Genomic DNA, 12,413 nt, shown 5'->3' with positions numbered 1-12,413 from the left:
GGTGAACATGTATGAGAAATATGGAAAATAGTTTATATTATATGCCAGCTGAGTGGGAAAAGCATGAGGAGACATGGCTCCAGTGGCCTCATGATAAAGCTCATAGAGGTGAAGGTTACAGAGCTAAGTTAGATGATATTTGGGTAACGATGGCAAAGGAGCTTCATTACGGAGAAATTGTGCATATTGTTGTATATGATGAAGAAGAAAAAGTACATGTCCAATCGAAGTTAATTGAAGCGAAAGTGGATATGGATAAAATTGATTTCTTAGTTCAAGAGACGGATGATGTATGGATAAGAGATAACGGACCGATCTTTGTAAAAGATAAGGAAGGCAATCTCTGCTTAACACACTGGATTTTTAATGGGTGGGGTGAGAAATATCCGTATGAAAATGATGCTGTTATTCCAGAAAAAATAAGTGAAATGTATAGCATTCCAAAAGTTAAATCTAGTGTCTGTATAGAAGGTGGAGGAATAGAGATAAATGGAAATGGCACCTTAATGGCGGCAAAAACTTCTATTATAAATGAAAATCGAAATCCTACACTAAGTCAGGAAGAGATTGAAATAGAGTTAACGAAGTATTTGGGAGTAACGAATTTTATATGGATAACTGGTATTCGCGGAGAGGATAATTATGATGAAGATACAGATTACCATATTGATGGGGCAGCGCGTTTTGTAAATGAAAATACAATTCTTTATGAATATGATCCTTTTGGGGAAGGAGAGTCGTACCTTTTGGAGGCGCAGGAAAAGTATTATCAAGAATTGCGACAAGCGAGAAATATAGATGGAAATCCATTTCAGCTCATCCCAGTACCGGTAACAAGAAAAGTGGTAAAAGAAGCAGACTGTAAGGGCTCGTATTTGAACTTTTATATTGGAAATGAAGTTGTATTAGTTCCTATATATGGTGATGAACATGATAAGTTAGGACTTCAAATCATTGAAGGGCAGTTTCCAGGAAGAAGAATTGTCGGTGTTTATGTAAATGAACTGTTTGCGTATGGTGGTATGATTCACTGTGTAACACAGCAACATTTAGCATAAAGTAACCGAAATGAAAAAAGCATGCAGAGTATATACTCTGCATGCTTTTTATAATGCTGAAAACTCTTCAACAAGTGAGCTAAAACGATTTAGTGCACTTTCAATCGGTTCTGGCGTAGTTAAATCAACACCAGCTTTTTTCAGTAAGTTTAATGGATAGTCAGAACTTCCGCCTTTAAGGAATTCAATATAGTTTTTCTGAGCATTTGGATCGCCGCTCAATAACTTATCAGCAATTTGGATTGCAGAAGCGAATCCAGTTGCATATTTGTACACGTAAAATGGACGATAGAAATGCGGTATTCTAGCCCAGCCGTATTTTACTTCTTCGTCAAATACGAGAGAGTCGCCATTATACTCTCTAAACAAGTTTTCATAAACTTCGCTAAAGACTTGGGCATTTAATGGTTTACCTTGTTCGGCCATTTCATGTGTAATTTTTTCAAATTCTGCAAACATGATTTGTGTAAAGAAAGTACCTTTAAAGCTATCGATAAAGTAGTTAATTAAATGATTACGTACGTTCGTTTCTTTTGCTTCTTTTAATAAATAATGAATTAATAACACTTCATTTACTGTAGAAGCGACTTCTGCAACAAAAATGGAATAGTGTGCAGAAATTCTTGGTTGGTATCCGTGTGAGTAATGCGTATGCATACCGTGCCCGCATTCATGAGTAAGGGTGAAAAGGCTATTTAAATCATCATGATGATTTAAAAGAATGAAAGGATGAACACCGTATACACCAAAGTTATAAGCGCCAGAACGTTTTCCAGGTGTTTCTCTCACGTCTATATAGCGTTTATCTTTAAAGTTTTTTAATGTTTCGATATATTCTTTACCTAAAGGAGCTAGTGACGCAATCATTATATCAAACGCTTCGTCGTATGGAATGTCTTGTTTTACACCTTTTACTAAATCAACACTCAAGTCGTATTGTCGTAGTTCATCTACATTTAATTTTTCTTTTCTAAGTTCATTATACGTATGTAATGATTGAATGTTTTTTTTCGTTGTCTCAATTAAATTTTCATATACTTCTTTCGGAACCATGTCGCCAAATAATGATTTTTCTAAAGCTGATGGATATTTTCGTAGCTTTGAGACAGTAACATTGTTTTTAATAGCTGCGGACAAAGTAGAAGCGATAGAGTTTTTTAACTGAACATATGGCTTGTAATAAGCTTTATAGGCTTCTTCACGTTTCTCACGATTCTCATCTTCTATTAGCTTTGAATACATTCCACGTGTTAAGTTTACTTTTTCTCCATCATCAGTAGTCACTTCACCAAAAATTATATCTGCATTATTTAACATGCCAAATGTATGCTGTGGGGAGGAGAGTGCTTCACCCATTTGTGATAAAATCTCTTCTTGGTCTTTATTCAAAACGTGTTTTTTATAACGGTATAACTCAAATAAGTCTTCTTTATAATAGTGTAAGCCTTCGGTTTTTTCTATGTAAGAATGTAATGTGTTTTCATCTACGCTAAGTAAGAATGGAGAAAAGAAAGATTTAGCCGCACTTACTTTCACATGTAATTGTGATACTTTATCGACAAGGGATTGAGCGTCAGTATCGCGTGTATCAAGATCAGATTGTAATCGTGCATAAGCGAACATTAAAGATATTATGCTAGATATTTCTTCACTCTTTGTTAAATAAGCTAATAAACTATTGCCATCGTGAATATTTCCATTAAACTTGTGTAATTCATTCGTTAATACTTCAATTTTATGAAAATCGCTTTCCCAATCTTCAATTGTATGATAAATATCCGTTAAATCCCATTTTTCTTTATCAGCTACTTGTAGTCGATCTTTAAGTTCAGTCATAATCATTTCCTTTCTAAATATGTAGTTATATTCCTATATAACTATGAAATACAACAAATTGCAAAAAATCCCTGCTGGAAAATGAAAAGCCTTGCCGGAAATGGCGAGGCTTTAAAAGTTATAATGTAATGCCGAACGTTGAATGAAGGAGGTTTGTATATTGCTCTTTTGTAATTGTTTCTTTTGTTTTATTTCTATTTTTCGTTACTGTAAGGCTATCTTTTGTTAATGATGCGTGCCCGTCATGAGTAAGTTTTACAACAAGAGGTACTTTGTTAAATGGTGAACCTTCATGTTCAACAATAATTTTTTGTGCTGCATTTGCTTTCGTTTCATCCACTTCTTCCAAGTAAAATGCATAACCTACTGTCCAATCATCAGTAGAAGATTGATCTAGAAACTCATTGTTTTTACGCATTTCTAAAATATAATTACCTTTTTCAGTCGTTTCTTTACGAATACGATAGTCGCCTGTTACAGAATGAACGATCTCACCTGAGAAAGGAACAGGGGAAAGGGGTAAATATGATCCGAAACCTACTTCAATTAAGTAAAGTTCATTATGATGTTGTAAAACAGTTGCGATATGCCCTGAATCTACAGCCCATATAGAATTTGCAGCGTTATAAACTGTTCCTGAAACGAGATGGACATCGAATTTAGAGTCTTTAAGGAAGTAATACATAGCCGGATTCAATTCATAACAAAGGCCGCCACGGTTGTTTATTAAAATTTTTTCTTTTAGATTTTCTTTTGATATTTCTTTAAAGTTGTTTTCGAGAATATTTAAGTTTTCAAAAGGGACAGTTTGTGCCATTGCGTACATAATGTTAGGTAAATCTTCAAATGAAACTTTGTGTTTTTCTTCTATATTTAATCTTGCGAAAAATTGTTTTTGAAAGTCGGTCATAGAAATCCCTCCGTTATGCTTTTATAGATAAATTGTAAACAATTTTGAATCCGATGTGAATTTTAAACTATATGGGGTATTTGTGGAATAGTTGAATTCATATTTTGAAAAATAATGTGAGAGATTAAAAGATTGTTACTTTACTAACTGTAGAACGAATATTATAATAACTTTAACGAATTATGCAAACGTTTTCTTGAAGGGGATGGTGTAAATATGTTGAAAAGGATTACGGTAGTCTGTTTATTGTTTATTTTGCTTTTTCCTAATATATATGAGGGAAATAAGGCAGAAGCAGCAACAGTGAACAATGGAACATTAATGCAGTATTTTGAGTGGTACGCTCCGAATGATGGGGATCATTGGAATCGTTTGCGTTCCGATGCTGAAAGTTTAGCTCATAAAGGAATCACATCTGTATGGATACCACCTGCATATAAAGGGACTTCGCAAAATGATGTAGGGTATGGGGCCTATGATTTATATGATTTAGGGGAGTTCAATCAAAAAGGAACGGTGCGGACGAAATATGGGACAAAAGCACAGTTGAAATCTGCAATTGACGCTTTACATAAGCAAAACATCGACGTATACGGTGATGTAGTTATGAATCATAAAGGTGGGGCTGATTATACCGAAACCGTAACAGCTGTAGAGGTAGACCGAAACAATCGAAATATTGAAGTGTCAGGTGATTATGAAATTAATGCATGGACGGGGTTTAACTTTCCAGGGCGCGGAGATTCTTATTCTAATTTCAAATGGAAATGGTATCATTTTGACGGAACGGATTGGGATGAAGGAAGGAAATTAAATCGAATTTATAAATTTAGGGGTATAGGTAAAGCGTGGGACTCGGAAGTGTCTAGCGAGAATGGGAATTATGATTATTTGATGTATGCAGATCTTGATTTTGATCATCCTGATGTTGCGAATGAGATGAAAAATTGGGGGACGTGGTATGCGAATGAATTAAATTTAGATGGTTTTCGTTTAGATGCTGTTAAACATATTGATCATGAATATTTACGCGATTGGGTAAATCATGTCAGACAGCAAACGGGGAAAGAAATGTTTACAGTAGCTGAATATTGGCAAAATGATGTTCAAGCTTTAAACAATTATTTAGCGAAAGTCAATTATAATCAATCTGTGTTTGATGCACCGCTTCATTACAATTTTCATTATGCTTCAACAGGAAATGGGAATTATGATATGAGAAATATTTTAAATGGAACAGTAATGAAAAATCACCCTGCACTCGCAGTTACTCTCGTTGAGAATCATGATTCTCAGCCTGGGCAGTCATTGGAATCTGTAGTAAGTCCGTGGTTTAAGCCGCTGGCATATGCATTTATTTTAACTCGTGCAGAGGGCTATCCTTCAGTTTTCTATGGTGATTACTATGGGACAAGCGGAAATAGTAGTTATGAAATTCCAGCGTTAAAAGATAAAATTGATCCAATTTTGACGGCACGAAAAAACTTTGCATATGGTACGCAGCGTGATTATTTAGACCATCCAGATGTGATTGGCTGGACAAGAGAAGGCGATGGTGTACATGCTAATTCTGGTTTAGCGACATTACTCTCGGACGGACCAGGAGGATCAAAGTGGATGGATGTTGGAAAGAATAACGCTGGGGAAGTATGGTACGATATTACGGGTAATCAAACAAATACTGTAACAATTAATAAGGACGGATGGGGGCAGTTCTATGTAAGTGGAGGCTCAGTTTCCATATATGTTCAGCGGTAAATTGGTGATGAAAAGAAGAGGTAGACTGAAATATAAGTTTCCTCTTCTTTTTACATTGTTATCATTCCTAAATCTTTATTTTAATAAATGAACTAGTCGACTTTTGAAACAACAAGAGATGCATTGGAATAAATAATGTCACCCGTGGCTTCTCTTATTCGTACTCGAAGGACATCTCCTTGGTTTAAAGGTAATAGATCAGTTCTAGCGGATGTAGTTCTTACCCCAGAACCACCACCAACTCGTGTTTCAATGGCGAATTGAATGGAATCATTTATTGTAAGGTTTAATATACTAGACGAAATAGCTTGTATCACAAATACAATTGAAAAAGATACAGAGTACACACCAGTGGTATCAATTGTAATGGAGTTGTCTACTGGGGTTAGAGTAGTTCCACTAACAGGTCCTGGAATTGTCAAATTAACATTTGTATTAACTACTGCTGAAAAACCGATACCTACTTCAGAAGTTATTGTTCCAAATACCGGGAGAATTCCTAAACCGGTCACTCCAGTGGGACCGGTTATTCCGATTCCTGTAGCGCCGGTAGGACCAGTTATTCCGATTCCAGTAATTCCTGTAACACCAGTAGGACCAGTTATTCCAATTCCAGTAGGTCCTGTAATCCCAGTGGGACCAGTTATTCCAATTCCAGTAAAACCTGTCGCACCGGTAGGTCCTGTGATTCCAGTAGGTCCGGTTGGGAATGTAAATGATGGAATGGTTGGTAGTGTGGGGCCAATTAAATTTGGTTCAAGAGCAGGTCCATGTAAAATAATATATTCTTCGCTCATATAGTAACCTCCTATGATTGCTTGTCATAATTATTAAATGTATTAGGATAAGTAAATGACATTCGCAATAGCGGAGGCGCTTATTTAATTATTCTACAACGAAATTAAAGTTGCTACTTTAAAATTGGATACGATAAAAACCGTACTGTGATTGCTATAGAACTAAATATTAGTATGTTTTTAACGTGATTTTAATAGATGTTATATTTGCTTTACGATAAAATGATTATAGTGTAAAAATACACTATAAGTGTAAAGTGATAACAAATGGTTTTTTTTTCACTTGTGGTTATTAGTTCTTTCTAAAGCAAGATGATGAGTTTTTATTATTCAAGTCAGCGAAGACAATTTGATGTAGCGGTTATTAGAGGAAGTTCTTTATATAAATCGTAATTTTAGATTTTTAAGGGTATTTCTGTATAGGAAGTAGTAGCAAAAGGAGAGGCAATATGAAAAAAACAAAAATGAAATATAGCATAGTTTTTAGTTTATTACTATTAACATCATGTGATATATCGGATGAAGAAATTGAACAAAAAGCACAAAATTATACAAAAGCGGAATATGGTATGTCTGTTAAATTAAACGGAGTTGAAACACTGGATAACGGAAAGGATTTCCTTGGTCCAAAGGGGCGGATAGCTTCTGTGCAGCAAGTCGATGAACCGCATTTGCAATTTTAACTTTATTTTGATGGACAAATCTCTCCAGAAGTAAATAATGACAATTATAAAATGAAAAAGAAAACATATGATTTACAAAAGAAATTTAATACATATTATGGAGAAAAAGAGAATAACACTATACTTACTTTTGATCAAATGCAGACTGGGGATAATGTTTCCGATAAGAATGCTGAGAAAAAAATAACGAAGAAAAATTTACGCCAGTATTATACGGTAGTTTTTAAAAGTAATACTGTATTAGATGTAAATAATCCTGTACATATGGAAACATTAGCGGAGGTTGCAAGAAGTATTCAGGAATTTAATAAAACGATTGAAAATAGTAAAAGTAGTGTAGAAGATATAACGATTCAGCTGCCAAATACTAATAAAGATGTATTACAAAATATTGCTGTAGATTATATAGTAACGGCTGAAGATGCGAAAAAGACCCTTGAGAAAAAGGTTGATTATATGAAAGTTTTACAGTCTACAAAGTGAAAAAAGCATTATCCGAAAAAATTGTCCTTCCTCAGGTGTGAAAGGCAATAGTCTGACACCTTTACTTATTACAAAACATATAGTATGATGATTTCAATAAATTAGATTTCAATGAACATAAAATATAAATTAATGAGAGGTGCTTTTTGTGAGTGCGGTAGGTACTAAATAGGAAAAATTTAATGAAATAAATCGGATAAGACCAGGGGATTTTTATGTACATCATACCCCTAATTTTGTCATGGATTTATTTCGAAACCTATGAAGATACCTACAATACTTTATAAAGCGTGTAATAAGGGGATTGCCATCTGTTTTTATGGCTTATTTTCTCATATGTTATTACACATGCCTTGTAAATGTAAAAGCTGCGGTATCCCCGCAGCTTTTTTGTATATATTTATGATGTATAAAAATGGTAATTGAATAATGTAGAACTCATTGGAATCTAATGAGTAGGTATCTTCATTAATGATGAAAACCAATCATAGTGAGGAGAAACAAAATGAATAAGATGACTTTTGAAAAGTTACAATATAACGAATTAAAGGAAATAGTGAAATCATATTGTGTAAGTGGATTAGGAAAAGAATTAATAAATAAATTAGAGCCTAGTACGAGTATAAAAGTAGTGAGAAATCGTTTAAATGAAACGACAGAAGCACGAGCTATATTAGATGCGGAAGGGCATGTGCCTTTTTTCGGAATTTCTAATATCGCGAGTACAATTCAAAAATTAGAAAAAGGGATGATTTTAGATCCAGAAGAGTTAGTGAGTGTTTCAGACTTTTTACGTGGATGTAGAAAGATTAAAAAATTTATGTTAGATAAAGAATTTTTTGCGCCAGTATTATCTTCGTATGCAAATTCAATGACTGAATTTAAAAGTATTGAAGAAGAAATTAACTTTTCGATTAAAGGAAATAACATTGATGCAGCTGCTAGTAAAGAGTTAAAACGAATTCGAAATAACATTGATTCTGTAGATGGAAAAATAAAAGAACGTTTAACGAAGTTTTTAAATAGTAGTGCAAATAAGAAATATATTCAGGAATTCTTTATTAGTAAAAAGGATGATCGCTATACGATTCCAATCAAATCTACCTATAAAAATCAAGTTGCGGGAAGTATTGTTGAAGCATCTGCAAAAGGTGCTACTGTATTTATAGAACCACATACGGTTACAAAGCTAAATGTAGAACTAGCAAGTTTGAAAGCAGAAGAAGCGATGGAAGAGTATCAAATTTTAGCGACATTATCAGGAATGGTGTTAGAAAACATTTATGATATAAAAATTAATATGGAATTGATTAGTCAATATGACATGGTATTTGCAAAAGCAAAGTTTAGTAAATCAATCGATGGAATAGAGCCGAAATTAAACGATCATGGCTACATTCATTTAGTAAATTGTAAGCATCCGCTTTTAAGTGGAAAAGTAGTGCCATTAAACTTTGAAATCGGTCAAGAATACCGTAGTTTAATTATTACAGGACCGAATGCGGGCGGAAAAACGATTGTGTTAAAAACAATCGGATTGTTAACATTAGCGACAATGTCAGGCCTGCACATCGCTGGAGATAAAGAAACGGAAATTGCTATTTTTGACAACGTATTTGTAGATATTGGTGATAATCAAAGTATTGAAAATGCACTAAGTACATTCTCATCGCATATGAAAAATCTATCCGAGATTATGAGGATGTCAAATAATAATACGTTACTACTATTTGACGAAATAGGAAGTGGTACAGAACCGAATGAAGGTGCGGCGCTTGCGATTTCTATTTTAGAAGAATTTTATCTAACGGGATGTATTACAATTGCCAGTACGCATTACGGTGAAATAAAACGATTCTCAGAAATGCACGATGATTTTATGAATGCAGCAATGCAATTTAATAGTGAGACATTGGAGCCTCTTTATAAATTAGTGATTGGTAAATCTGGTGAAAGTAATGCACTTTGGATTGCGAATAAAATGAATGTGAGAGACCATGTACTGCAAAGAGCGAAAGAGTATATGGCAAATAAAGAATACGCTCTAGAAAAAGTGAATGAAAGTAAAATTAGAAAACCAAAATTCGTGCAAGAAAAAAGAGAAAATGACTATGAATATAAAATCGGCGACCGTGTGAATTTATTGGATCATGATGATTTTGGTATCATCTATAAGGAAAAAGATAATTTCTATAATGTCGTTGTATATTATAACGGTGAATTCGTTGAAGTGAATGTAAAACGTATTACTTTAGAGGTAGCGGCGAAAGAATTATACCCAGAAGGATATGATTTAAATACACTATTTGTTGATTATAAAGAAAGAAAAATGCAGCACGATATTGAGCGCGGATCGAAAAAAGCGCTTCGTAAAATTGAAAAAGAAATAAGAAAGAATAGAGGATAATATAGAATGGTAACGATTAGACAAGAACAACAAAATGATTGTAGTAAAACTGAAGAAGTTGTACAACAATCATTTTTAAATGAAGAATTTAGTGATAAAAAGGAACATGAACTTGTAAAACGTATTAGAGAATGTGACGCGTTTATTCCTGAATTATCAATCGTTGCAGTAGATGAGAAAATAGTCGGGCATATTATGTTATCAAAAATTACGATAGAACAGGATGGAACTTCTATAGAATCATTAGCGCTCGCACCAGTTTCAGTTGCTCCGAGCCATCAGAAGAAAGGGATTGGCGGAAAACTTATCAAAGCTGCTTTAGAAAAGGCGAAAGAACTTGGATATGGTTCAGTTGTAGTATTAGGGCATCCAGAATACTATCCGAAATTTGATTTTAAGAAAGCAAGTGAGTGGAATATAAAAGCACCATTTGAAGTACCTGATGAAGTGTTTATGGCGATGGAACTTAGAGAGAATGCTCTTGAAGGTGTAGAAGGAGTTGTACAATATTCGAGTGCTTTTGTTAAGTAGGAGTATCGGTTAAGAAATGTAATCATAAAAGATGCTATCTTTTTGTAGGGATATACAGAAAGATAGCTTTTTTTATTAAGCAGATCTACTTACGTATATTTTGCTCAATGAATAATTGAGATGGTAAAATTGATATAGAAATGTAAAGGGAGAGAATAGAATGAAGAAGCGAGAAACAGATAGCAATGAGAATGTAGTTACGTTATATGTTACAAGACATGGAAAAACAATATTAAATACGAACCAGCGCGCGCAAGGTTGGGCAGATTCTCCGTTAGTAGAAAAAGGTGTGGAAGTTGCCTCTAATTTAGGAACAGGACTAAAAGATGTTCATTTTGCGAATGCGTATAGTAGTGATAGCGGCCGAGCGATTGAAACTGCTAATTTAGTATTAAAATATAGTGAGCAATCCACCTTAAAACTTGAGCAAAGGAAAAATTTACGAGAATTAAATTTTGGTATTTTTGAAGGTGAAAAACTTGAAAATATGTGGGATGTGGTTGGAAAAGCTGCGGGCGTTGCATCACCAGAAGAACTCATGAAGTTTTCTATTCAAGAAGTGATTAATCTTATTAGAGCAGCAGATCCTACGAAACAGGCGGAAGATTGGGAATTATTTTCTACTCGTATAAAAACAGAGATTGATAAAATTAGTGAAGAAGCTGCTAAAAATGGAGGTGGCAACGTTTTAGTTGTCGTTCATGGGCTTTTGATTACTGCCTTAATAGAAATGTTAGACAGTAGTAAAACAAAACTGGGAGTGGAAAATGCTAGTGTGACGAAAATTGCATATCAAGATGGGAAGTACACAGTCGAATCAGTTGGGGATATGAGTTATGTTGCAAAAGGGAAAGAAAGTGTGGAAATATAATTATATCTCAAATAGAAATAAGAAAGGGAAGCTAGAAAATCTAGCTTCCCTTTCTTATTTTGTAAATTATGGGGTTAATAAAATCTTCCCAGTACTTTTACGGTTCTCTAATAATTCATGTGCAAGAGCACCATCTTGTAAAGAGAATGTAGTAGGACTCGCGATGTTTAATTTTCCAGTCGTAATCCAATCAAATAATTGAGTAGAGCGCTGCTTACGTTCTTCAAAAGTAGTAAGCACGTTCCAAAGGTCTCCGCCAGTTAAAGTTTTCGAAGTATCCATAAGCATACGCGGATCAACGGGCGCAGGATTACCACCGGCCATTCCGTAAAATACGACAGTACCACCAGTTTTAGTTGCGCTAAAACTTTCCTCTAGTGTAGAACCTACTGATTCATATACAACATTTACTCCATCACCGTTTGTTATTTCAACTACTTTTGTATGCCATGCTTCAGTATATAAAAATACGTGATCAGCACCAGCTAACGTAGCTACTTGTGCTTTTTCTTTTGATGATGTAAGACCGATTACTGTTCCGCCCAGTAGTTTAATCATTTGAACGAGAAGTTGACCAACGCCACCAGCTGCAGCGTGTACTAAAGCTATATCGCCTTGTTTTATTTGATAGCTATCTTTCGTTAAATAATGTGCTGTTAATCCTTGTAATAAGACAGAAGCGGCTGTTTCAAAAGAAATAGAATCTGGAAGCGTAATTGCTTTTTCAGATGGAACGGCAACTAATTCTGCATTTGCGAATGGAACGTCAGCAAATGCAATGCGGTCTCCAGGATTGATAGTAGTAACGTCTGCTCCTACTTTTTCAACAATACCAGCGCCTTCATAACCTAATATATAAGGCGGGTTACCAGCGAGATGATAATCACCGCGGCGTCTATAAATATCAGCGAAATTTAAACCGATTGCTTGCATGCGAACAAGAATTTCATTTGAATCTATGATTGGATCAGGTATTTCTTTATATTGTAGTACATCTGGACTTCCAAACTGTTCGAAATAAAGTGCTTTCATATGGAATACCTCCATTTATATTGTTTGTAGATGCTCTTTATCATACA

At 34.5% G+C, this 12,413-nt stretch carries 9 protein-coding genes and 1 pseudogene; 6 read left to right on the top strand and 4 right to left on the bottom strand.

Going from position 1 to position 12,413, the window contains the following annotated elements; translation table 11 throughout:
- Positions 1–11: 11 nt before the first annotated feature.
- On the top strand, positions 12–1,058 hold the full coding sequence (locus SB773_RS19920; RefSeq protein ID WP_410591651.1) for an agmatine deiminase family protein: 1,047 nt from the start codon (positions 12–14) through the stop codon (positions 1,056–1,058).
- A gap of 48 nt (positions 1,059–1,106) precedes the next feature.
- Here the strand turns inward: SB773_RS19920 and pepF are convergent, their stop codons facing one another.
- Entirely contained in the window at positions 1,107–2,894 is a 1,788-nt protein-coding gene (gene pepF, locus SB773_RS19915) for an oligoendopeptidase F (RefSeq protein ID WP_044440014.1), read from the bottom strand.
- 118 nt (positions 2,895–3,012) lie between these two features.
- Positions 3,013–3,804 (bottom strand): arylamine N-acetyltransferase family protein, encoded by a 792-nt coding sequence (locus SB773_RS19910; RefSeq protein ID WP_410591648.1) that lies wholly within the window; start codon positions 3,802–3,804, stop codon positions 3,013–3,015.
- Positions 3,805–4,020: 216 nt separating this feature from the next.
- On the opposite strand from SB773_RS19910, the gene amyS reads away from it, so the two are divergent.
- Positions 4,021–5,562 carry an alpha-amylase gene (gene amyS, locus SB773_RS19905; RefSeq protein WP_410591646.1) on the top strand — a complete coding sequence of 514 codons (1,542 nt, stop codon included), beginning with the start codon at positions 4,021–4,023 and terminating at the stop codon, positions 5,560–5,562.
- A 92-nt stretch (positions 5,563–5,654) separates the two neighbouring features.
- On the opposite strand, the gene SB773_RS19900 is transcribed toward amyS, so the two are convergent.
- Positions 5,655–6,359 (bottom strand): exosporium leader peptide-containing protein, encoded by a 705-nt coding sequence (locus SB773_RS19900; RefSeq protein ID WP_410591644.1) that lies wholly within the window; start codon positions 6,357–6,359, stop codon positions 5,655–5,657.
- A gap of 449 nt (positions 6,360–6,808) precedes the next feature.
- On the opposite strand from SB773_RS19900, the pseudogene SB773_RS19895 reads away from it, so the two are divergent.
- The 4 genes and pseudogenes from SB773_RS19895 (at position 6,809) to SB773_RS19880 (ending at position 11,334) form a co-directional block, all read left to right on the top strand.
- Positions 6,809–7,525 (top strand): annotated as a pseudogene (locus SB773_RS19895) (hypothetical protein).
- Positions 7,526–8,030: 505 nt separating this feature from the next.
- Positions 8,031–9,932, top strand: coding sequence for an endonuclease MutS2 (locus SB773_RS19890; RefSeq protein ID WP_410591642.1), 1,902 nt, complete (start codon positions 8,031–8,033; stop codon positions 9,930–9,932).
- Between the two features lie 6 nt (positions 9,933–9,938).
- Positions 9,939–10,463, top strand: coding sequence for a GNAT family N-acetyltransferase (locus SB773_RS19885; RefSeq protein WP_410591640.1), 525 nt, complete (start codon positions 9,939–9,941; stop codon positions 10,461–10,463).
- A 160-nt stretch (positions 10,464–10,623) separates the two neighbouring features.
- The gene (locus SB773_RS19880) at positions 10,624–11,334 is read left to right on the top strand and encodes a histidine phosphatase family protein (RefSeq protein ID WP_201052665.1); all 711 of its coding nucleotides are present in this window, start codon (positions 10,624–10,626) and stop codon (positions 11,332–11,334) included.
- 66 nt (positions 11,335–11,400) lie between these two features.
- Here SB773_RS19880 and SB773_RS19875 read toward each other — a convergent pair whose 3' ends face one another.
- Entirely contained in the window at positions 11,401–12,366 is a 966-nt protein-coding gene (locus SB773_RS19875; RefSeq protein ID WP_410591637.1) for a quinone oxidoreductase family protein, read from the bottom strand.
- Positions 12,367–12,413 lie beyond the last annotated feature (47 nt).

Origin of the sequence: Bacillus sp. SIMBA_074 (assembly GCF_046534555.1) — a bacterium.
GTDB lineage: Bacteria > Bacillota > Bacilli > Bacillales > Bacillaceae_G > Bacillus_A > Bacillus_A mycoides.
This window is presented reverse-complemented; position numbering and strand designations above follow the sequence as displayed.

What these genes read in the sequence shown, in the direction of transcription:
- SB773_RS19880 (WP_201052665.1), top strand. Translation starts at nt 10,624, where the DNA reads ATGAAGAAGCGAGAAACAGATAGCAATGAGAATGTAGTTACGTTATAT.
- pepF (WP_044440014.1), bottom strand. Translation starts at nt 2,894, where the DNA reads ATGACTGAACTTAAAGATCGACTACAAGTAGCTGATAAAGAAAAATGG.
- SB773_RS19900 (WP_410591644.1), bottom strand. Translation starts at nt 6,359, where the DNA reads ATGAGCGAAGAATATATTATTTTACATGGACCTGCTCTTGAACCAAAT.
- SB773_RS19890 (WP_410591642.1), top strand. Translation starts at nt 8,031, where the DNA reads ATGAATAAGATGACTTTTGAAAAGTTACAATATAACGAATTAAAGGAA.
- SB773_RS19885 (WP_410591640.1), top strand. Translation starts at nt 9,939, where the DNA reads ATGGTAACGATTAGACAAGAACAACAAAATGATTGTAGTAAAACTGAA.
- SB773_RS19875 (WP_410591637.1), bottom strand. Translation starts at nt 12,366, where the DNA reads ATGAAAGCACTTTATTTCGAACAGTTTGGAAGTCCAGATGTACTACAA.
- amyS (WP_410591646.1), top strand. Translation starts at nt 4,021, where the DNA reads ATGTTGAAAAGGATTACGGTAGTCTGTTTATTGTTTATTTTGCTTTTT.
- SB773_RS19910 (WP_410591648.1), bottom strand. Translation starts at nt 3,804, where the DNA reads ATGACCGACTTTCAAAAACAATTTTTCGCAAGATTAAATATAGAAGAA.
- SB773_RS19920 (WP_410591651.1), top strand. Translation starts at nt 12, where the DNA reads ATGAGAAATATGGAAAATAGTTTATATTATATGCCAGCTGAGTGGGAA.